The sequence below is a fragment of the Betaproteobacteria bacterium genome (assembly GCA_009377585.1).
Classification (GTDB): Bacteria; Pseudomonadota; Gammaproteobacteria; order Burkholderiales; family WYBJ01; genus WYBJ01.
This window is the reverse complement of sequence record WHTS01000107.1, coordinates 1-20709: the sequence shown is the minus strand read 5'-3', so window position 1 is coordinate 20709 and position 20709 is coordinate 1. Positions and strand designations below refer to the sequence as shown.

At 59.2% G+C, this 20709-nt stretch carries 27 protein-coding genes, 2 tRNA genes and 2 pseudogenes; 8 read left to right on the top strand and 23 right to left on the bottom strand.

Annotation, left to right across the window (positions count from 1 at the left end; all coding sequences use genetic code 11):
* Positions 1 to 270: 270 nt before the first annotated feature.
* The 7 genes from GEV05_24395 to GEV05_24365 all read right to left on the bottom strand — a co-directional run bounded on the left by GEV05_24395 (position 271) and on the right by GEV05_24365 (position 4760).
* Entirely contained in the window at positions 271 to 876 is a 606-nt protein-coding gene (locus GEV05_24395; protein ID MPZ46467.1) for a hypothetical protein, read from the bottom strand.
* Positions 877 to 891: 15 nt separating this feature from the next.
* Entirely contained in the window at positions 892 to 1596 is a 705-nt protein-coding gene (locus tag GEV05_24390) for a hypothetical protein (protein MPZ46466.1), read from the bottom strand.
* Between the two features lie 7 nt (positions 1597 to 1603).
* On the bottom strand, positions 1604 to 2137 hold the full coding sequence (locus tag GEV05_24385) for a hypothetical protein (GenBank protein ID MPZ46465.1): 534 nt from the start codon (positions 2135 to 2137) through the stop codon (positions 1604 to 1606).
* A gap of 48 nt (positions 2138 to 2185) precedes the next feature.
* Positions 2186 to 3244 (bottom strand): DUF3644 domain-containing protein, encoded by a 1059-nt coding sequence (locus tag GEV05_24380; GenBank protein ID MPZ46464.1) that lies wholly within the window; start codon positions 3242 to 3244, stop codon positions 2186 to 2188.
* Positions 3245 to 3266: 22 nt separating this feature from the next.
* Complete coding sequence (locus tag GEV05_24375) at positions 3267 to 4013, bottom strand: hypothetical protein (protein MPZ46463.1); 747 nt, start codon at positions 4011 to 4013, stop codon at positions 3267 to 3269.
* Complete coding sequence (locus GEV05_24370) at positions 4010 to 4402, bottom strand: hypothetical protein (protein ID MPZ46462.1); 393 nt, start codon at positions 4400 to 4402, stop codon at positions 4010 to 4012. The genes GEV05_24375 and GEV05_24370 overlap by 4 nt, the downstream gene beginning before the upstream one ends.
* Before the next feature lie 172 nt (positions 4403 to 4574).
* A complete protein-coding gene (locus GEV05_24365) occupies positions 4575 to 4760 on the bottom strand; it encodes a hypothetical protein (protein ID MPZ46461.1) in 186 nt (61 codons plus the stop codon).
* Between the two features lie 776 nt (positions 4761 to 5536).
* On the opposite strand from GEV05_24365, the gene GEV05_24360 reads away from it, so the two are divergent.
* The 4 genes from GEV05_24360 (at position 5537) to GEV05_24345 (ending at position 6391) form a co-directional block, all read left to right on the top strand.
* Positions 5537 to 5623 (top strand) — tRNA-Ser (locus GEV05_24360).
* A 4-nt stretch (positions 5624 to 5627) separates the two neighbouring features.
* Positions 5628 to 5714, top strand: a tRNA-Ser gene (locus GEV05_24355).
* 263 nt (positions 5715 to 5977) lie between these two features.
* Positions 5978 to 6136, top strand: a complete 159-nt coding sequence (locus GEV05_24350; protein MPZ46460.1) for a DUF3309 family protein — start codon at positions 5978 to 5980, stop codon at positions 6134 to 6136.
* A gap of 30 nt (positions 6137 to 6166) precedes the next feature.
* Positions 6167 to 6391: a CsbD family protein gene (locus tag GEV05_24345; GenBank protein ID MPZ46459.1), complete on the top strand. Its 225-nt coding sequence runs from the start codon at positions 6167 to 6169 to the stop codon at positions 6389 to 6391.
* A gap of 358 nt (positions 6392 to 6749) precedes the next feature.
* Here GEV05_24345 and GEV05_24340 read toward each other — a convergent pair whose 3' ends face one another.
* Entirely contained in the window at positions 6750 to 7046 is a 297-nt protein-coding gene (locus tag GEV05_24340; protein MPZ46458.1) for a hypothetical protein, read from the bottom strand.
* A gap of 18 nt (positions 7047 to 7064) precedes the next feature.
* Positions 7065 to 7310: a hypothetical protein gene (locus GEV05_24335; GenBank protein MPZ46457.1), complete on the bottom strand. Its 246-nt coding sequence runs from the start codon at positions 7308 to 7310 to the stop codon at positions 7065 to 7067.
* Positions 7311 to 7343: 33 nt separating this feature from the next.
* Here GEV05_24335 and GEV05_24330 point away from each other — a divergent pair.
* Positions 7344 to 7912 (top strand): annotated as a pseudogene (locus GEV05_24330) (hypothetical protein).
* A gap of 591 nt (positions 7913 to 8503) precedes the next feature.
* Here the strand turns inward: GEV05_24330 and GEV05_24325 are convergent.
* The 4 genes from GEV05_24325 to GEV05_24310 all read right to left on the bottom strand — a co-directional run bounded on the left by GEV05_24325 (position 8504) and on the right by GEV05_24310 (position 9996).
* Complete coding sequence (locus GEV05_24325) at positions 8504 to 8908, bottom strand: hypothetical protein (GenBank protein MPZ46456.1); 405 nt, start codon at positions 8906 to 8908, stop codon at positions 8504 to 8506.
* Complete coding sequence (locus tag GEV05_24320) at positions 8908 to 9168, bottom strand: hypothetical protein (protein MPZ46455.1); 261 nt, start codon at positions 9166 to 9168, stop codon at positions 8908 to 8910. Before GEV05_24320 ends, GEV05_24325 begins: the two co-directional genes overlap by 1 nt.
* Positions 9169 to 9259: 91 nt before the next feature.
* Positions 9260 to 9661 (bottom strand): hypothetical protein, encoded by a 402-nt coding sequence (locus GEV05_24315; protein ID MPZ46454.1) that lies wholly within the window; start codon positions 9659 to 9661, stop codon positions 9260 to 9262.
* Entirely contained in the window at positions 9658 to 9996 is a 339-nt protein-coding gene (locus tag GEV05_24310; protein ID MPZ46453.1) for a hypothetical protein, read from the bottom strand. Before GEV05_24310 ends, GEV05_24315 begins: the two co-directional genes overlap by 4 nt.
* A gap of 268 nt (positions 9997 to 10264) precedes the next feature.
* On the opposite strand from GEV05_24310, the gene GEV05_24305 reads away from it, so the two are divergent.
* The 3 genes from GEV05_24305 to GEV05_24295 are packed head-to-tail and all read left to right on the top strand — an operon-like array spanning position 10265 to position 11144.
* Complete coding sequence (locus GEV05_24305) at positions 10265 to 10444, top strand: hypothetical protein (GenBank protein MPZ46452.1); 180 nt, start codon at positions 10265 to 10267, stop codon at positions 10442 to 10444.
* Positions 10445 to 10446: 2 nt separating this feature from the next.
* Positions 10447 to 10839 carry a hypothetical protein gene (locus GEV05_24300; GenBank protein MPZ46451.1) on the top strand — a complete coding sequence of 131 codons (393 nt, stop codon included), beginning with the start codon at positions 10447 to 10449 and terminating at the stop codon, positions 10837 to 10839.
* A 2-nt stretch (positions 10840 to 10841) separates the two neighbouring features.
* Positions 10842 to 11144: a hypothetical protein gene (locus GEV05_24295; GenBank protein MPZ46450.1), complete on the top strand. Its 303-nt coding sequence runs from the start codon at positions 10842 to 10844 to the stop codon at positions 11142 to 11144.
* A 363-nt stretch (positions 11145 to 11507) separates the two neighbouring features.
* Here the strand turns inward: GEV05_24295 and GEV05_24290 are convergent, their stop codons facing one another.
* The 10 genes and pseudogenes from GEV05_24290 to GEV05_24245 form a co-directional block, all read right to left on the bottom strand.
* Positions 11508 to 12266 (bottom strand): hypothetical protein, encoded by a 759-nt coding sequence (locus tag GEV05_24290; protein ID MPZ46449.1) that lies wholly within the window; start codon positions 12264 to 12266, stop codon positions 11508 to 11510.
* Positions 12267 to 12729: 463 nt separating this feature from the next.
* Positions 12730 to 13809: a transposase gene (locus GEV05_24285; GenBank protein MPZ46448.1), complete on the bottom strand. Its 1080-nt coding sequence runs from the start codon at positions 13807 to 13809 to the stop codon at positions 12730 to 12732.
* A gap of 202 nt (positions 13810 to 14011) precedes the next feature.
* Positions 14012 to 14110 (bottom strand): annotated as a pseudogene (locus tag GEV05_24280) (hypothetical protein).
* A gap of 67 nt (positions 14111 to 14177) precedes the next feature.
* Entirely contained in the window at positions 14178 to 15566 is a 1389-nt protein-coding gene (locus tag GEV05_24275; GenBank protein MPZ46447.1) for a hypothetical protein, read from the bottom strand.
* 18 nt (positions 15567 to 15584) lie between these two features.
* Complete coding sequence (locus tag GEV05_24270) at positions 15585 to 15908, bottom strand: hypothetical protein (GenBank protein ID MPZ46446.1); 324 nt, start codon at positions 15906 to 15908, stop codon at positions 15585 to 15587.
* A 55-nt stretch (positions 15909 to 15963) separates the two neighbouring features.
* Positions 15964 to 16935, bottom strand: coding sequence for a tripartite tricarboxylate transporter substrate binding protein (locus tag GEV05_24265; GenBank protein ID MPZ46445.1), 972 nt, complete (start codon positions 16933 to 16935; stop codon positions 15964 to 15966).
* A gap of 70 nt (positions 16936 to 17005) precedes the next feature.
* A complete protein-coding gene (locus GEV05_24260) occupies positions 17006 to 18004 on the bottom strand; it encodes a tripartite tricarboxylate transporter substrate binding protein (protein MPZ46444.1) in 999 nt (332 codons plus the stop codon).
* A 109-nt stretch (positions 18005 to 18113) separates the two neighbouring features.
* Positions 18114 to 19184 (bottom strand): transposase, encoded by a 1071-nt coding sequence (locus GEV05_24255; protein MPZ46443.1) that lies wholly within the window; start codon positions 19182 to 19184, stop codon positions 18114 to 18116.
* A gap of 18 nt (positions 19185 to 19202) precedes the next feature.
* A complete protein-coding gene (locus tag GEV05_24250; protein MPZ46442.1) occupies positions 19203 to 19565 on the bottom strand; it encodes a hypothetical protein in 363 nt (120 codons plus the stop codon).
* Positions 19566 to 19701: 136 nt separating this feature from the next.
* Positions 19702 to 20673: a tripartite tricarboxylate transporter substrate binding protein gene (locus GEV05_24245; protein MPZ46441.1), complete on the bottom strand. Its 972-nt coding sequence runs from the start codon at positions 20671 to 20673 to the stop codon at positions 19702 to 19704.
* Positions 20674 to 20709: the final 36 nt, after the last annotated feature.

Here is a 20709-nt window from a genome sequence, read left to right as displayed (position 1 = left end):
GCGTTCCGCATCTGTGAACCGAATGCGCTTGCCGCGAAGTCGCTCCTTCAGCATCCGATTCTCGGCTTGAAGGAACTCGATGACGATCAACTGATGGCGGTGAACCCAGCCAGACACGACCATCAACAGAAATGTCAGAAGCGGCGGCACGGTACCCATGCTCCGAGTCTACCGTAGACGTCGTTCGAGTTTCCGGACACTACGACGTCGATGACGGTGAAATGCACGCACCTGACTTAGCACTCTTGCATTCACCGAACAAGGCCACATTTAAGATTGCTGCTTGGCCGCCTCTGGAAGGGCTCGCACAAAATCGGCAGCATTCCGCGTGAGGCAGAATATACGTCCGCCGCTGCCATTGTGCTCAAGGCGGAGCAATCCCATCTCCACAAGGCTCAATACATCATCCACGATAAAGCGCTTGTCTTCGAACCCTATTTCGCCATTACGTCCCAGATAAGTGAACATAACTCTGTCGTCTAAGGGAAGGTCCACCTGCAGCACCTTGTTCGCGCCGGAAGCGTCGAACTGTCGAAGAAACTCGATGGCCTGCGGCGCTATTCGGGCCTCTGGCCGTATAGCCTGCGCGAGGTCGGAAAAACCCTCCATGCCGGAAGCCAGCGCGGCGATGGACCGATCGAGCTGATCGAAGCGCTGACGCAAGGTCTCCCGATCTTGATGTAACAGCGCCTTAATGCCTATTGCCGTCGACCTGTTCTGCCGAAGCATCTCGACGATGTCATCGTGCCGGCTCTCCCGGAGCCATGCCTCGAACTCTTCGTAGGTCGACTGCTTATCGTCGGCACTCTGCGATCGAAAATCCGCAATCAAGCTTACGATTGTCGCGAAGAGCGTTGCTGTCGTCAGCGGATCCATAATCTTATCTACCGCTCATTTTGGTTCAAACACTCGGATCACCTCCGCCAACAAGACGTCCAGCGGGGCTCGAAACTCCACCTGTTCCTTTGTCGGCACGGTCTCTTGCCTCCTGATCGGCGTATGAAGATACCCATCCGCTATCTTTCGACTGATCTTATCCAGATTGCCTGCGGCTTCCCGAAATGATCGACCCCCACCTGCATAATTGTTGGCGACCTCTGCAAAAGTTTCCAAACCGAATACGGGCGGGACATGATTAATCACTGATCGAATCAAACAAATGCAGGACAGGTACGAACCCCGCACGTAGCCTGAATTAAGCTCCTCCAGCATTCTGACAAGTCGACTCGTATCGAACTTAACCTTCGGCAATTCCCGCAACTGCCTCAATCTTTCCTCGCTAACATAGTGATCGGCACTTGCATTCAAAGGCTCCGGGTACGTACGCTTCGTCTTGAAGCGTATCGCGCGGCCGGCTTCATTAAAGTCCATCTCTTCACTGTTCATCGACTCGTGCTGAAAGCTGACCGTTCCACACCCAGAGCATTGGGTAGTCAGGTAATGATTCCAGAACTGAATTTCTACATCGGGGACCATTTCATATGAATCCACGATGGCAAATAGCTTGTGCGCGGTCTCTCGCTTGCAGGCGGGACATAAGAAAGTCCCAGTCCGTCCCTGGGGATCCTGCACGGAAATCTCAGCATCTAATGACATCCCAGTCTCACTGCCTCCTGATCGCCCACACGGACCTCGAGCTTGGGCAACAATCGGTCGAGAACGAGAACGCAGCGACTTCCACACCGTCGACGACGCAGTTGAGCACCGTCACCGTCTGATCGCGGACATCAGCCTGACATGGCAACCCGTCCGCCTCGCGCTTGCCTGCCGAGGCGGGATAAGCGAAGGAGTGCCCGACGCAATTGCCGGTGATCTGGATGAAGTTGTTCGGCTGGGTCGCGCTCCAGCCCTGGCGCGACGTGACCCGCTGCTGGCACTTACCCAACTCGCGGCCGGCGAGGAAACCGCGTTCAAAGTCTTCCGGAGCGAAATGCGAGCCTTTCGGTACGTGCGGGGCCGGCGCTTTCTGATGCACGATGAAGATCCGCATCTGCTGACCGTTGATCGCCTTGTCCTCGACTGTGACCCTGGCGCCGGCGGGGACCGGAAACGGCACGTCCTTGAGCGCAACGTTTTGCTCGGCGGCGAATACGGAACCGCCTGCCAGCAACATCGCCACCCCGCGACCGATCTTCATGCCGCATTATCGCACCTTGCCCGGCAGTGAAGGCGCGGTCTCCCTCGTTTACTTCGACGTGGCGCCGCGCATGGTGATCTTCAGAAACTCGGCGGGCTTCGCCAAATCATCGGCGAGCTTCTCGATCCATGCGTCCGTATAAAGATAATCCCGGTGCGCGGCGTCATAGACACAGTACCGCGCGTCGGTCACTTCAGGCTTCGCGGCCCCTCCCGCTGGCCGAATTTTGAAGTGCCGCCATGCGGCATGATGATGATTGCTGGTAAATTTGAACGGAATACGTGACTGCACTTTCGCGACGACCTGCATGGGTTTGTGCATGTCAAGATTGGCGATCGGGATATGCTTTTCCTTGATCAGCACGTTCAATCGCTCCAGCCGCTCCAGTTCCTGCGGGCTGGCATCGTCGACCTTGATGAACTCCACCGCAGCATCCGCCAATTCCTTCCGGTTGGCGACCTTCGGCACAAGGAACACGCTGAACGAATATTTCGTGCTGTTGAGCGTTGTGGATGGCAGGCCGCCGCGAAAGGTCTCCACGTAATCCTTCACGCTTTTGGCGGAGCCGGCCAGCACTTTGGCGGCCTTCTTCTTCTCCGCCGGGACCAGTTGCGAGAATTGCAGCGAAATCGCCAGTTGCTCCGTCATCGCGTAACGCGAACCAAACACTGCCACAATCATTTCCTCGAGATTAAGCAGCGTGGCCTGGCATTCGCCATACAGGCCGCCGTCAAGCTCCGGCAGGTGGCGATGCTCGATCTTGTTGCGCAGCCCGATCAGGAACTCCAGATTCTTGCGCTCCGGCGGGTTCTTCTCCTGAAAATACTGCTTCAGGCACTCGCTCAGCTCCCAATGCTTGGGCTCGCCGTCGATATGCTGATACCGATCACCCTTCGCGTTTTTGCCCTTGGTCTTGTACCAGTGTTTCGTCCGTTTGCTGTAGTAGATGGCATGGAACAACGCGGTCCAAGCCATGATGATCAGGACAATGAAGTGCGCGGTGCGAAAGCGCGGCCCTGGGCGGTTGTAGACTTCGACCGCCGCAATGGCGGCTGACTGGCATTTAGCGAGGTTGTCCTTCGCCGGTTGCGGAAGGCCTTTGGGCATTTGTCGGGCGGCAGTTGCCCCGCTACTTGGCGCGCTTACGCCGCTCGAGACGCTTCATAACGCGCTCATATGAGGCCAGCGTTTTATCCACCGCATAGCGACGGTAATACTCCTCCGCGCATGCGGCCGCATCGTCGTATCGGCCCAGCTTGGTCAGGCACATGGTCAGCCGGTCAATCGCTTCGGCGGTGCCTTGCAGCCCGTGCTCTTCGCGCTCCTCGCGCAGCAGTTGCCCGATGATCCCGTCTTCGTAATCGAGGGTCGCATACGCCTCGATCGCCGCAATTACCTCCCGGTAGCACGCGATCGACTTTTCAATGTCCGTCTTTTCGAGCGCCTTGGCCTTGGCGATCAGCGCGCGATTGGCATCGCGCAGCTTATGAAACAGCTCCAGCTTTTTGAAATCCGTTTTGCGCGCGGCATTGACCCAGTTCACCAGCGTCTCGCCCTCCTGCGCGATCCACTCGGCTTCAACGTCCTCGACCTCTGCCGGCGACAGGTTGTCCTGCAGAATCACCACGCGATACTTGCCGTTCAGGTGGTTCTCGACATAGCGGTACCAGGTCGGATGCCGGTCCTCGGACCATGCGCGCCGGTCCTTGCCCTTGCCGATGTAGAAATATTTCCCGTCTTCCGTCACATGCGCGTACACATAGCACCCGCGCGGCTTGTCCTGCGGCGTATCCGGCGCCGGCGTTAACCGCGGGAAGGGATCGTCACCGACCGCTAGCTCGATGCCTTGAATAGTCGTGCGAAAGGATAGCTTCATGACTTGCCATCGATCTTGCGTTCCGCTGCCTCTTCCTCGTCCGTGAACTGCCGCGCGATCCGGGCGACGTCATCGATGTCGAACCGTATGCGGTCATCGACGACCACCATCTTCGCCGCACCGCAGGCTTTGATCACCGCTTCCGAGACCGAGAGTTCGTCGCTGTCCCCGGTGCGCTTGATAAATGCGGCCAGCGCTGGCTCGCGCATGATCTGGCCGAAATGCATGAGGCGGGTCATCATCGCCATCCTGACGTTCTCAGGTGCGTCGCGCTCCCGCAATTCCTTCGCCACCGCCAGCATACCGCGGTTCATCGGTATGTCCTTCAGCACGAATCCGCCTTTTTCATCCAGAGGCACGCGCCTATATTCCGGGTTCTGCACCGGCATACTGAGGCTGGCCGCGGCGTAATAGACCCCCCTGGCACCACAGGAACAGATCGGGGTCGACCGCCTCCATGGACTGCCGGGCGTAATCGGTAAGCGTCATTTCCTGCGCGGGTTTCTTACCCGCACGGCGGGGCGGTTTGCGTTTACGGGTTGCCATCGCGCCAATTATCGCTCAAACCAAGCCCACCCCTTCGACGTACCGATCCGCGCGGTCGGTAAGCCACTCCGGAATCGGATCGACGCCGCGTTCGAAGCGGTAATACAGGCCTATCGTGATGCCCAGTACTTTGGCAGCGGACAGTTGCGACAGATCGTGATAGTCGCGCCATCGTTCAAGATCACGGCCGGTATTCAGCATAGTACGTATGCCCGTTTTTTAGCCACAGTTCCGCTTCCGCTATCCCAGCCAGCACCACGATGGACACTGGCAACGGTATCTGGGGGTAAGTTAATCGCCTACTTCGCAGGATGCTGTTTGTCGTACAGCCAGACGCCAGCCAGCCGTCTTTCCGACCTGTATTGTTCTTATGGCATATATAGCCCTGCGATCTGCTTCAACTCCTTACCAAGTACGAAGCGGCCCGGAAGCCAGTCCGATCTCCCGAGTGCGTCATCACGACAAAAACGGGCCGGTGCCTGGAAAGAGGCCAGCAATGCAGGAGTCTTGTCGCTGCGCAACGCAGGCTCTTGGGTTCGGTGAGCCTGTCAGCCGTGGGCCGCAGATCAAGCTTGACTGGGGGGAAATGGGCGGCTAAACCATAAAGGCAAAGTGCCGCCGACTGCTGATACCAGTCGAGCCGGTTCAGGGCTGCAACCACAGACTGAACCAAGATTCGCCCTACCAGGCCTAAAGCTCGGCGGGGCGTTTTCTTTCTTAGGCCATCCTTATGCGGATGGCAAGATCAAAGAATTGACCGCTTACAGAACCTATCCACCAGCGCCGGCGCCAACCAGCTAAGAGCAAGCGCGCGCAAGCGAAGCAGTCCCAGCGAGCGCAGCGCAGCGCAGCGCAGCGCGCGCGACAGGCCAAAAGCGATTTCTTACTTGCTCTGCCGCAGGCAGCTTGCTAGGCATGTTTTCATGCATCCCAACGCCACCCTTCTTTGCGAACGATCAAGTAGCTAATCATCATATGGATGGTTGGCCGAATGGTAAGGCATCAGCATGCTAAGCTGACGTGGGGGCAATCCCTGGCAAGTTCGATTCTTGCACCATCCGCCAATACGGAGAGTTGGCAGAATGGTATTGCCCCGGTCCCGAAAACCGAGTGAGCCGCAAGGCTGTCAGAGTTCGAATCTCTGGCTCTCCGCCAAATCCCGCATCGCTTCTTAATCCTGCCAGCATTACCTTCCTGCCATGCAAACCACGATCTATCACGCCTGCGTCGTGCGCGAGTTCAATGGTTGCGCGGTTGTTTATCCGCGGCAGCCGACCGCGGCGCCTTAATTGAAAGCCGATTGAGGACTTCCCAAGGTTGGGCAGGCACGCCGTGTGCTCACACGACGATAGCTTCACTGCTATCGCCCAATCCTAAACGCAGCAAAAGACGCGTCGAATTGTCGGGGGAGTATTCCAATGTCACTCACAACCATTCTGTTGATTGTTCTCATACTCGCGTTAGTCGGCGTCCTTCCAACTTGGCCGCACAGCCGTTCATGGGGTTACGGTCCAACGGGAGGTGTCGGGCTGATTGTGCTGATACTCGTCATCCTGCTGGTCGCTGGCATCGTTTAATTCTCCAATGGCTTCAATTAAAGGACCGATATGAACTGGGATCGCATCGAAGGCAATTGGAAGCAAGCTAAGGGAAAAGTGAAGGAACAGTGGGGCAAATTGACCGACGACCACCTGGATGTCATTGCCGGCAAGCGCGATCAACTGGCCGGCAAGATCCAGGAAACGTACGGAATCAGCAAGGACGAAGCTGAAAAACAGGTTAAGGACTGGGAAACCAGCAACGAGAAGTACTTCGACGAGACCTACAAGTAGGCCTTAATGTGGCGCGGCGCGCGAGCTCTCGCGCGCCGACTATGCGTGAACGGTTTCCAATCCGCTCGAAGATCATCATCCGGCGGATGAGCCCATCCGGTTTCTTACCCTTTACACGCCGGATGTCCGCACTTGCAGCCCGAGTTCCCCTGCAGCGAAGTTGTCTCCGCGTCATCGGGCGCCGCGCAATAGTCGCTGCAGAACTTCTGCCCTTGCGGCACCAGACAGTTACATTTCGCGTGCGCGCACTTCTGCTCCGCGTTACCGATGCTTTGCTCTGCCATGGACGCCTCCTGTTGATCGACTGCTGCCACAGCCGCAACGCGCGTTCCATGACCTCAGAAACGCTCCGCATAGCTCACTTTCCCAACCACACCAGATAAGCGCCGTAACCGGCCACCACCACCAAGAAGACCCAGCCCATCACGGTTTCTGGAATCCAGATCCGCAGCCATGATGGTATTCCGGCAAGGAGATCGGGTGCCGTACCGATGACGTCTCCGACCCGCCTCTCGATCTTGTTGCCAGCGCGGAGCAGCCTAAGCCCTAGACCGCCGAACAGGAGGCAAGCTGTGGTTAGAAAACCACCGGCCGCAATAATTAACTTTGGATGATCCATCATCCAAAGCAGACAGCGTTCGATCCACTCCATCATCGCGGGCGGCTCGGCATATCACCGCGCAAGCCGCTTTTGCTGTCGGGCGAATGCCTCTCTCGACCTGATATCCGCCAACTTGTAATCCATCCATTGTTGCGCGGATTTCCTGCCTTCTTCATCCCCGCAATACCGCAGCAGCTCGTCGACCATCGCGGCCATGATCATTGGCTCCGGCACGTCAGGCTTGAGCCGCTTGATCGTCTTCCGAAGCGCCTTCCGTGCATCGTGATATTCCCTCGTGATATCGACTACGCCACCCATTGCAAATCCTCCGATGGTGCGCTAGACCAGCGCATGCCCCGCCGCCCTAGACAGCTTACGCTCTTCGAAACTTTCGCAAAATCCTTGACCAACAAGGACGAGCAAGCGGTCGTCCGCAGGGCAATCGACATTCTAGAGCGCAATCTACGCAAGCCCGGCGCGGTCATGAGCAATCCCGGCGCAGTGAAGGATTTTCTGCGCCTGCAGTTCGCGAACCAGCCTGTAGAGAGTTTCGTCGCTCTGTGGCTGACAGCCCAGAACGCGCTCATCGAAGCAGAAGTGATCTCGACGGGAACCCTGACGCAAACGTCGGTTTATCCCCGTGAGGTTTTGCGGCGAGCGATGCATCATAACGCCGCAGCGTCATCTTCGCGCACCCGCATCCATCGGGCGTGTCAGAGCCATCGGCTGCGGATCGGCACTTGACCAACGCCCTCAAGCAAAGCCTGGCGCTTGTGGACTGTCGCGTCCTAGATCACTGCGTCGTCGCGGGTCTGTCGGTGACCTCGTTCGCGGAGGTGGGTTTATTGGAGCCGAAAGCTACTCCGTATCGACCCGCCGATTCTTGCGTGGCGCTCGAACCGCGCTGTTCATTCGATTAGCGCAAGCCTCCACAGTGCCTTTGTTACGCCCTTGCGTCTCCATCGACGACCTTTTCTCTTCCTCTCGCCAAAGAAAACTCACGTTGCTGCAGTGCAACTATACGCCCCCGGTTTAGCTCCTACAGATACACGTTCTCACCGTGTAAACGAATTGGGAGACTGCAATGGTGCAATGCACTGTAATGACGCAAGGACGCACTATAAAAGCACGAATTGAGACGCCCTGCCTCGTATGCGCAACACTTGAAGACGTTCGCTTGACCGCCAGGGAGCTACAGGTCGCGCGCGCGTACATGCACCGAGGCGACCGAGTTGCAGATGTTATCGTTAAGACCTTAGCCTTCTTCCAACGGCTCGCCGGCGGCGCGCGGCGCAGAGTGCGCCGCCTATCCCATTTCGCGCACTGACAGACGCGCCACAGCGGATCTAATTCTCGAGGTTGAAGCGTAATAGTGACCGTACTGCTTCACGATCAGGCCGTGGTCAATAAGCCTCAGCACCGCATCCGGCGCGCAGAAAAGCGCACGCCTGTTGCCGGCGGCGATCTCTTTTAGCACTGTCAATTCTTCGTGCGCGCGGCGTTGCGCTGGGTCAGGCGGCGGGATTGTGTCCATCTGTCCCGCCCGCGTCCACGATGATCAGTTTCTTGCCCAGCGCGGCCAATGCGGCCTGCAGCGACTCGACTCCCATATTCGTCCTGCACTTGCGCGCGATGTTATAGAAGTACACCCGCTCGACGTTGGCCGCGTCCGTAATCTCCGTCATAGCCTTGCCGATCGCCTCAATGAGCGTCAAAAGCTCCTCGATCAGCGGATTTCCGTTCTGCAGCCGATCCCATTTCTTCCTTGGGCGCACGAACTTCCGGTGCGTCGCCTGTCCCCGAATCGACGACTCCGAGTGCCGAGGCAGATTGACGCATATCTCGTCCATGGGAACATCGCCGGCATACGCATCGCGTAGATACGCCACCTCTTTCGTCGTCCAGAAGTTGCCCATCACTCTGCACCCGGGATCTGCGGTGTTGACCGGGCGAATTCGTGTTCGCCGAACTGGCCTGTCTTCTTCCGCCGCCTTAGCTTTTCGTTCTCTTTCCGTAGCCGCAAGTTTTCCAGCGCGAGGCTCTGCATGGATTTATCTTGCAGCAATTGAGCCGCCGTCTTCTTCCATCGATCCGCCTGAACGCTGACGTACAGGACGAACGCGGCTCCGATAAGGATCAGCCAGGCAAACCAATATGCCGCGTCATGGTCGGTCATCTATATCTCCAGCGCGGATTTTTCCACCACCACGCGACGCAGCAAGCGAGGGCGACAACGATGAGCACCGACAGGACACGGAAGCGCGGCATCAGGCGCCTCCCTTTGGCGGATCGCCCTTTGTCACGCGCCGCAGCGGCAGACGGATGACGTTGCTGGGCGGTTCGGGCTTCACCGACCGCGCTACATTGTTCACGACAATATGGATGCCGAGCTTCGTCTCAAGAAGGTGCGTGATGAACGCAAGCGTGCGTCTGTTGCTCTCCGATAGCTCATGATCTTTGCCGGTCGCCGTATCCAATCGCGCAAACTGATCCACCATCCAGTCGGCGTTGACGTTCTGCATGTCGATCGATTGATTGAGCCGGCGCTCCAGTTCCTGGATACGATCCGCTTGCAGATGCAGTGAGTCCCATAGCTGATTGTTCTCGGATTGCAGCGCGCGGATTTGCGCTTTGATGCGGAACACGCCAAGGAGTGAGCGCAGTTTCATCGCTTCGCCTCCCTCGCTCGCTTCGATTTGCCAGCGACCACCACAATGTCCCGCACTTGCTTGTTGTCAGGACCGTACACAAGCTCGATGGCGCCCTTCGCGGCTAGGCTTTTTAACGCATAGTCGACGGGCGCGGTGCTCTTAAGCCCCACGCCAACCATGATTTCCCGATAGCTCGGCCTGACCCCGTGTTTCGCGCGGAACGCCTTCAGGAAGGCGATGATTTTGCGATGGCGATCTGTAAGCTTCATCCAAACTCCATAGAACAAGGCACAGAACATGTCCACCACGACGTGCGAAATTTTGTTGCTTTTTCGCAGACCATGCCCACGCATTAGCAGTCCGTTTACTCATTTCGGCTACAACAGGGCAGCACCAACGGAGGAACCAATGTCACCACTTCAATACGCCCTTGCCGCCGTGCGCTGCCAGTCCACCGCAGCGAATGACAATGACAATCCGGCGCTGCGGCGTTTCGCCACCGCGCTCAGTCACATAGCAACCAATGACCTTGAGCGCGTCCTCGGGGCAAGCGCGATCCACGACCTGATCAACTGATCACTCAACTGCCGAAGAAGGTCGGCGCATCAACGGAGCAACACCATGAAGAAGGCAGAACACCACAAGAACGGAACCGACCTGCATGGGATCGGCGCCATGATCTTGCTGATCGTCGCGGCAGTCGCACTGTCGGCTTGCGAAGCCCCAGCGCGGCGGGACTATGCCGGCGATACCTATTGCAGCCGCGATCTGTTCGCCATCACCCAAGCTTGCAGGGGGTAATCATGAAACGCACAGCAATCATGATGATCTTGGGCGGGCTGGTCATGGGCTACATCTGCCATATCGACAGCGCAGAGGGACAAGAGCGCATCGTTGCCGACGGCGCGATCAGCCACCAGCAGGAAGCAGTGGGCTATTCAGACGAGGCCCGCATGAACCTGACCGCGCTGATTACCCGCACCGATCCGAAGATGGAACGGCAGGGAATGTCCCAGCAGGACGCCGAATGCGCTTATTACGCCAAGCATGGCAAGGGTTGGCAGGCACAGGCTTCCGATTGGTACGAGGGCGCGGATCGCTGCCAGCACCGGCTGAAAGCGAACGCACAGCCGGAGCGCGATGATCTGTGCCGCAACTCGCCGACGCTTTGCGTCACCATCAGGAAAGGAAACTAGCCATGCAAGCATTCATCTTCAAATGCGGCTGGGCCTTGCTGCTGCTGTTCTGCATCGCGCCGTTCTTCTCCGACAAGCCGTACCTGCAGCCGACCGGAAAGGTCATCGAAACGCCGACGCTGCCCGTGGATGCCGTTCTGGAAGCATCCGAGCGGCTCTATTGGGACAGGCAACGCGGCGCGCTCGTTCTGGAAAAGACGGAAGTGGCGGAGTTTGTCCCAGACAACATCATGGATAGATACCGCGAACCCAAAACCAAACGGTCGCAAGATTGGGAGGGCTTTAAACACGCGTCCTCGCGATGAAATGTCCTGCTACGTGCCGCCCGAGGAACAAACCGGCGGCAACCTGACGGCGGCGCTGGCGCTGGTATCCGTTGTGATCGCCATTCTGCTGCTACTGTGGGCGATCTTTGGGTGATAGCATTGCCGAATGAAGCGCGGGCAGATGGGCGAGATAGAAGCCGTGATCGAACATTTGCGGCTCACGAAGAATTGCATCAAGGCTGATGCGCGAATCCGCCAACGCTCGGAAGGCTCAATCCCATGCCCGTGCTGCATTTACGGCGGCACGATCAACTACCGGTATGACTTTGAGACACACAAGATTTACGCCCGCTGCGACAGCGGGAAATGCGTTACTTGGTGTTAGTTGCGCCAAACGCGTCTCTACGCGATCAACTCTACCGCCTGCTTCGCGTTCACCGATTGCACGTACCCGAGTATTCCCCTGCGCTGAGGTTCACTGGCCGAAGCATCTAGCACTGCAGCGAACTCCGCCAGACGTTCGTCTACGATAGCCAGATTTCCATGGACCAATTCAATATTGAACGCGGTAATTCGCTTGTCTGGACCTTGGCATTTCGCCGCGCTAAAAGCCAGTCCGGATTTCCTGGCCGCGTGCGTCAATTCCTCGCAGATCGTTGCTATCTGCGCCCCATCATCGGCCGAAACAATGATGTCGTCCACATAGACGCTGACGCCAATTCCTGGTTGCTTGTTTAGATGGTCCAGCGTCGAACCAAGTCGACTTTTCGATAGCGCCAACGACGCCAAGATCGGCGACTGGATAAACCCATACGGCAACACCCATCGGGCAGCCGTAGGATGGTGCACCGTGCTGTCCAGCGCCATCTTTCGCGCTTCTGCGTAGCTGAAATATTCTTTCAGGCAGCGCGTGACCCGGCTTCGATTTACGCGCCCGAAGAAGTCTTCGATGTCGAACCGACTGAAGTAAGTTTTGCCCGTGTGGTGTTTAAGCGCGGCGACATGGCCGCCCTTGCGCAAATGGAAAAAGTAGCTTGGCGGATGCCACGCCTTCTTTATGGCCGCATCGATTTCTGTTCCGATCGCTCGAAAAGCAAGCGTCGGCTCAAAAACCCACCGCCCGGGCTTACGCTCGTACTTGACTGCCCACTTTGGTGCCATCGGATGCTACGTAAAAAGACGCCATGTCTACGAGTACCGCTACCAGGCGCATGACTGCCGCCAGGAAGTGAAGGTACGCGCAGACTAGGCGGCATTGCCTGAGGATTTTCAGCTTTCTCATGGCAACTTCTCCTTGACCGGCTCCGGCTCACCTAGCGCAACCGCGCATGACGATCCATTTTAATTAGGTCACATGCTAGTCCGAGTAGATACTACGCATGTCGCCCACAGTGTCACATTGTGACGAGTCAAGAGTGCCAGATAGGTACACGTTGCCCCCTATCGCCAGAGCAATCTAAGCCTAGCACGAAGGCCATGCTGGTCGTGATGGGCTAGAACGCAATAAATTTACCTCTATTCTGACCCTTACGTTTCACGCCCCAAAGCCTTGGCGCGCGCCCGCGCATCCCGGTCTAGCCGTCGTCTTTTCTCCCCGTCATGTCCACTTTCTCGATCGAGAATCTCAAGCAGGCGCGCGATAGTAGTAATTGAGCAATCCTCCGAGCCGCTGGCGGCGATAGATCGTATCGTGGTTTACCGCCGGCTGCGATTGCGGACGGATCAGCCGATTGGCCAACCCCTGATGATTGCGCTCCGTATGGTAATGCAAAGTGAATTCGTTGATCGCTCGGCGTAACGACGCCTGCCCCAGAAAGATCATTCGTCCCAGGCACTCGTCTTTGATCGAGCGGACGAACCGCTCCGCATAGGCATTCAGATTCGGCGACATCGGGGGCAGACGAATAATTTCCGTCCCACTGTCCTTCACCAAGGTCCTGAACCGCTCCGTGTACTTCGCGTCTCTATCGACAATCAAGTAGCGCTTCAACGCAAGCGCCCCGCTGTCCGCATCGATCAGATTGCGACCCACCTGTAGCATCCACGCCTCATCCGGCCGCGTAGTGATCCCGGCGATGTGCACCACTCGGTCCGACAGGCTGATCACGAACAGTACGTATTGCGTGACCAAGCCTCTCATCGTCCACACTTCCACGCTGAAGAAATCGCTGGCAGCGAAGACCTTCCAATGCGCCTTCAGGAAAGTCGACCACCGCGTGCGTTTGCTGCGTTCGGGTGCGGCCGCGATGCCATTGCGCTTCAACACATTGGCGACCGTGCCTCGACCGACCTCATGGCGAAGATTCATCAACGCGCCTTGTATGCGCGTGTACCCCCAGCCTGGATTCTCCTGCGCCATGCGAACAATCAGATCGGAGATCTCGCGCATGATGCCAGGACGTCCCGGGCTGCGCCGTTTGCTGAAGTCCCACTTCTCGGCGACCAGCCGCCGGTGCCACCGCATCAGTGTGTCGGGGGAAACCAGCGTATCGAGTTTCAGCAGCGCTTGTCGCCCGATTGTCTTTGCTTTTCGAGCCAGGAGCGCTCGCTCGGCATCGGTGAACCTGATTCGCTTGCCCCTGAGCCTTTCCTTCAACATCCGGTTCTCGGCTTGAAGGAACTCGATGACGATCAGCTGGCGTCGATGCACCCAGCCTGAGAACGTCATCAGCAGAAATGCCAGCAGCGGCGGCGCGGAACCCATGCCGGAAGTCTACCGTACTCGTCGTTCGAGTTCTTGGACAGCACGGCGTCATCGCGTTCACGAACGCAGCATCGCGCAGAGAGCCCGCGCGTGCGTCCCGCAAACACCGTCGCATCGCCGCCGTGCGTATGTGCAGCGCCGCCACCATCTGCGCAGCACTCCGTGCCGGCCCGCCCTTCGTGCCTGCGAGCAGGCAGTCCAGCCCGTCCAGCAGGTGCACGCGTGCCCGCTCGATCACCTCGGGCGGCAACGATTCGTACTTCAGTTCGGCCACGAAACGGGCTAGGGCGCGCGTGCTCATCGATCTCCTCCGACTTTGAACTTGTCTCTGCTTCGGCGCGTTTTACGTGCGCTGGCCCGGGCAGCCGTCAGCCCCTCCGCAGCGCGTCCCAGTTCGCCGACAGCGTCACCACCTTGCTCACCGGCGCACCCTGAATGTGGTTGCACAGGTAGGCCCGCGACTGGTTGCGCCCCGGGTCGCCAGCGACCAGCACGTCGATGAAGTGGGGCTTGAGAACGGGCTTGACCATGCGCTCCATGTCATTCGACTCCGCGTATTCCGACGGCAGGATGCCCTCTTCCACATAGCGCTCGAACGTGAAGGTCGGCGTACTGCCCACGCGCGCATAGTGGTGCGCTTGCCCGGCCTTCACCAGGATGTGGTCACGCAAGTATTGCTTCACCTTGTCCTTGCTCCACTCGCCGGCCACCACTTTCGCCACGCCTGGCCCGGCCACGACCAGCGGATACCACTTGCCCGTCTTGAACGCGGTGTAGGCCCAGTAGCCGAAGCTCTGCGTCATCATCTCGGCCCACACGCCCACGTGGTCGAGCGCGTGCGTGCCGGCCGTGTACATCGGGCCGGAAGCGCTGATCACGCTGCGCACGCTGACGACGTTGTCGTTTGGCCCGAAGCCCTTGTCCTGCGCGTAGGTCGGCCAGCCCATCTCCTTCGCGGCCTCTTCGTCCTCCGCCATCGCCACGAGGAAGCTCTGACCTATGCTGCCCTTGTCCCCCGCGCCCGGCGGCACGCGAAAGCCGCACACGTTTCGCAGATACATGCGCACAAAGCGGCCGATGCTCGAGTTTGCCTGGCGGCCGAGACGCATCATCCCCTGCCCGAAGTTGAAGTCGAGCTCGCGCACGATCGGCCCGTTAACCACCACCACCGGCTCCCAGCCCGGCGTCGAACCGCAGTCCTCGATGCGGAAGACCGGATCGGCGATCGCCTCGATGATGCCCACGAGCAGCGGCATGTATTCCGGCCGGCAGCCGGACATGACGCCGTTCACCGCGATGCTGAGGATGGAAGCCTCACGCCCTTCCTGCGGGATCGCGCACAGCACTTCTTCCGGCCTGCGGTCCGTGTAGCGCAGAAACTCGTCCACCGCCTCGCGGGTGGGCGGGATGACGGGCAGCCCGTCGGACAACATCTGCTTGTGGAAGTAATCCTGCACTTCCTGCAGCGTGCCGTTGAACACCGTAGCGCCCGGCGGCAGATCAGATCCGCCTTCAGCCTGCGCGTCCTTCGGCATTTCGCCCGTGAGCCCGGCCAGCAGACCAGGCGCGAGTCCTTCGTTCACCTTCTTCGCGAGCCCCTCGTCGCTGTCCAGCAGCGGCACGCCAGGATACACCCCGATCGCAAGAGGAACGCCCAGGCCCTTCTTCGCCACCTCCGCCTGCTTGAGGAACGGAGATGCAATGATCGAGACGGCAGGAATGCCGAGCTTCTCGACCACGGCCGCAGCCCGCAACACGGCGGGCGTGCAAGCACCTCAGGCGCCTATGCCGACGATGACGGCGTCGGCCTTGAACTTCTCCAGGTTCTCTGGCAATGACTTGATCACGTCGTGCTCGCGCGCGCCGTGGAAGTTGCCGAACTCCTTGTGGTCGATGAACTTCACATCGGGGTACCGCGCGCGGATGTATTCGCGCACCATCGGGTAGATGGTGTCGCCGCGAAACAGGATGTCCCAAAGCTCGCACACCACCTTGCCGTTAAGATCGGGCAGCCGGGGCGCGGCTGCAGTGGACTTCACCGCCTTGCGGGTCGAGGGCCACAGCACCCCGTAGCGCGGTTCGTTCGATCTGCTCGTCATGACACTTTCTCCTGGTGTTGCGTTTGCAGGTGCTGCATTGCCGTCTGATGCAGCACTACCGGCTCTTGATGCCCGCAGCCTTGATGATCCTGTTGAACTTCTCCGTTTCCTTCGCGAGGAAGGCGCTGAACTCCGCGGGCGTGCTTGCGACGACCGTCATGCCGACGTTCGCGAGATGCTTCTTGAGTTCAGGCAGGTTCAGGATGCGGCTCACCTCCCGCTGCAGTTTGTCGATGTTGTCACGAGGCGTGCCGGTAGGCACCAGCATCCCGTACCAGTTGGTCATGTCGAAGCCCGGCAGCCCCGCTTCCGCGATGGCCGGAATGTCCGGTGCGATCGGCGAACGCTGCGGGCTCGTCACCCCCAGCCCGCGCAGCTTGCCGGCCTTTATGAGCGGCAGGCTCTGCAGTATATTGATGAAGTACGCCTGAATCTGCCCGCTCATCAGATCGATGATCGCGGTGGCCGGCCCCTTGTACGGTACGTGCGTCATCTTCACCCCGGCCATCATGCTGAACAGCTCGGCGCTCAAGTGCGGCAGCGCCCCCGCGCCTGGCGTGCCGTAGTTGATCGCGTTGGGTTTGGACTTCGCCAATGCGATGAACGCCTTCAGATCCTTCGCCGGCAGCGCCGGGTGCGTCACCAGCACCAGCGGGCCGGATGCCAGATGCGACACCGGCAGCAGATCGCGAGACTGGTCATAAGGCAAGTTCGAATACAGGGCCGGATTCGGCGCGTACCCCGCCGGAACGACAAGGATGGTGTGCCCGTCCGGCGGTGACTTGGCGACGAACGCCGTCCCGATCGTGCCGTTGGCCCCGACGCGGTTCTCCACGATGACCTGCTGTCCCCAGGACTCTGTCAGCTTCTGGGCGATAGCCCGCCCAATGACGTCCGTCCCGCCGCCCGGCGGATAAGGCGAGATGATGCGCATCGGGCCGCTTGGATAATTTTGCGCGAATGAAGAAGCGGCCATGGCTGCCAGCCCAACCGCCGCCGACAACGCTACACTTCGAATGATCTTCATGTTCCTGGTTACTCCATCTGTCACGCGAACGGCGTGATCACCGTTCACGCATTCGAGCCATTGTCCAACATCAGTTTGCCGTCATCCCCGACAACTTCACAATTTTGGTATTCTTGGTGATCTCCTTCTCCAGAAACGCCATGAACTCATCCGGTGTGCTTCCCACCACCGCAGCGCCATCGTCCGCCAGGCGATCTTTCACGTCCGGCAGGTTGAGGATGCGCACCACTTCGGTATTCAGCTTCATGTAGATGTCGCGCGGTGTGCGCCCGGCGACGAGCAGGCCATACCAGTTCGACATGTCGTAGCCCGGCACGCCCGCTTCCGCGATGCTGGGGGTGTCCGGCATGGCCGGGAAGCGCTTGGCCGTAGTCACTGCCAGCGCACGGAGCCGGCCAGCCTTGGCATGCGGCATCGCGGGTAGCAGCGCATTGAAGTAGATCTGCACGTGGCCAGCGAGCGTATCCGCTAGCGCCGGGCCGCCGCCCCTGTAGGGGATGTGCGTCATCTGGACGCCGGTCATGTATTTGAACTGCTCGGTTGCCAAATGCGGCGGCGAGCCGTTACCCGAGGAGGCGTAGTTGATCTTGCCCGGATGCGCCTTCGCCAGCGCGATCAGCTCCTTGATCGATTTCGCGGGCAGCGACGGGTGAACGACGACGAGCAGCGGGCTCGCCGCCAGCTGCGTGATCGGCTGCAGATCGCGCAGCGAGTCGAACGGCAGCTTGGGGTAGATGCTAGGGTTCACTGCAAAACCGCTCGGCACGAGCAGCATGGTATGGCCATCGGGCGGCGTCTTTGCCGCGTAAGCCGCGCCTATGGTTCCGTTGGCGCCTGGACGGTTGTCCACGATCACCGGCTGGCCCCAGCTCTGGTTGATCTTCTGAGAAAGCACGCGCGCGAGCATGTCCGTGCCGCCGCCTGGCGGGAACGGCACGACGATTTGCATCGGCGCATTCGGATAAGACGGCGCCTGCGCCATGGCATGCGGAGCACAGGCCATAAGCAGGCCCGTTACCAGTGTTGCGGTGATTCTGGTGTTCACGCTTGTCTCCTCCGGTTTTTCCATCAGCTGCAGTTCATAGCCCGCTTCCAACGAAGAGTTCCGTAAACACTGATCTGTGAACAGAAGATTCAAAGGCGTGAGCCCGTAATGTCCAATTTCCCGAACGAGAACCTCACGCAGCCGCTCGTTGGTAGTAGCTGAGCATTCCGCCGAGTCGTGTGCGTCGTTGGATAGGGCCGGTAATTGCAGCGACTACAAGCTCTGGCCGAATCCGTTGGTTTTCCAGTCCCTGGTGATTCCGCTCCACGTGGAAATGCCTCATGTACTCCGTGATCGCACGACGCAAAGACGCCTGCCCGATGAAAATCATCTTCATCAGACACTCTTCCTTTATCGAGCGAACGAAGCGCTCCGCAAACGCATTGAGGTTCGGGGACAGGGGCGGTAACCGGATCACCTCCGTACCGCCCTCCTTCACAAACTCCCGGAATCGGCTCGAGTATTTCGTATCGCGATCGACGATCAGATACCTCTTGCCGGCGAGCGCTCCATCTTGCTCGTCGAGCAAGTTGCGACCGGCCTGAAGCATCCACGCCTCATCCGGACGCGCGGTGATACCAGCAATATGCACGACTCGATCTGCAATGCTGATCACGAACAGCACGTAGTGCGTCACCAGTCCTCTGGGCGTCCATACCTCAACACTAAAGAAGTCGCTCGCCGCCAGGATCCTCCAGTGCGCCTTCAAGAACGTCGACCACCGAGTGTGCTTTCCCCGCTCCGGCGCAGGTTCGAGTCCATTCGCCTTCAATACGTTGGCCACCGTCCCCCGCCCTACGTTGTGGCTGAGATTCGCCAACGCACCTTGAATCCGGGTGTAGCCCCATCGCGGATTCTCGAGGGCCATGCGAACGATCAAGTCCGAGATCTCGCGCATGATGCCCGGACGACCAGGTCCGCGCCGCTTGCCGAAGTTCCACTTCTGAGCGACGAATCTGCGATGCCAACGCATCAAGGTATCGGGCGTGACGATCGTGTCGAGCTCTAATAGAGCCTTCCGCCCCACTGCGTTCGCCTTACGGGCCAGCATTGCCCGTTCGGACTCACTGAACCGGATGCGCTTGCCTCGCAGGCGCTGCTTCAGCAGTCGATTCTCGGCATGAAGGAACTCGATGACGACCAGTTGCTGCCGATGGATCCATCCGGACACCAACATCAGCAGGAACACCAGGAGCGGCGGCACAGTTCCCATGCCAGAAGTCTACCGCCAGTTGTCGGCCGAATAAATGGACACTACGCGCTTGAGTTCCAGCGCCGAGACGTTGTTCTTGGACTGAGTCAGCAGGTGCATGGCGAGCAACCAGCGCGTCAGAGGCAACTTGGTCGACTCGAAGATCGTGCCGCTGATGACGCTGCACTGGTGTCGGCAGCTGGCGCATTGCCAGTAGCGGCGCCTCTCGCGAACGAAGCTGCCGTGAGCGCTCGAGCCGCAGGCCGGACAGGTGAAGCCCCTGGGCCAGCGCGACGCGATGAGCGCCGCCTCGCACTTGTCCTCGCTCCCGTAGCGTTCCACAAACTCAGCCATCGAAAGGCCACGTTGAAACTGCACCCGGTTCATCGCCATGGTTCACCTCGTCTTGTCGGTGAACCACATCATGCGCATCCCACTGGCTCACCAAGTGAGCCCGCTGAAGAATGTCGCTAATCAGGAAGACATTTGTTTCGACTCCCTGATGAGCAACGCGGACCCAGCGCGGTTCCTATTCCGCCTTGATGCCGGCCGTACTGATCACCATTGCCCACTTCTTGATGTCGGCCCGAATGAGCTCGGCGAATTGCTGCGGCGTGTTGATGACAACTTCGTAGCCACCGGACAGCAGCTGCTTTTTCACATCCTCTCTGGACGCTGCGCTATGTATGGCTGAGTTCAATCGGCTCACCACTTCGGGCGCGGCGCCTCGCGGAGCGAGCACGCCAAACCACGTTTCGGCAGAGAAACCGGGCAGGTGTTCCGCGATGGCAGGAACTTGTGGGAGCTCCGAAGACCGTCTCGGGGCAGCGACCCCCAGAGCCCGCAGCTTGTCGACCTTTATGTGCGGCAGCGCTGCTCCCAGACCGGCGAACATCATCGGCACGTGGCCGCCCAGTACGTCGATCGTCGCTGGTGCCGCGCCCTTGTACGGAACGTGCACGATGTCGACCTTGGCCATGTACTTGAAGAGTTCTCCGGCAAGATGAGGAGCGCCGCCAGTTCCGGAGGACGCGTAACTCAGGCTTTCGGGTCGTTGCTTGGCCAGAAGAATCAATTCCTTGATCGAGCGCACGGGAAGCGAAGGGTGTACGACCAGAACGTTCGGTCCGACGGCGGCAAGCGAGATCGGTGCGAAGCTTGCGATCGGATCGTAGGGCAGCTTCGCGAACATGCTCGGATTGATCGCAAGGGTGCCCGTGATGCCGATGACTACAGTGTGACCATCGGGTGCCGCTCTTGCGGCCAGTTCCATCCCGATGATGCCGCTGCCACCGGGACGATTCTCGATCACGATCTGCTGACCGAGCTGCTCGCTCATGGACGGCGCCAACACGCGGGCGACCATGTCGGCGCCTCCGCCGGGCGGAAAAGGGACCACCACCCGGACGGGTTTCGTTGGGAAACTTTGCGCCCAAGCAGCACATGACATCAGCGAAAAAAGAACGGCAGGAAACGAACGCAGCGCGGATCGATTTCTCAATGGGTCCTCCGTGGGAAAAGGCGATGGTTGCTCGGG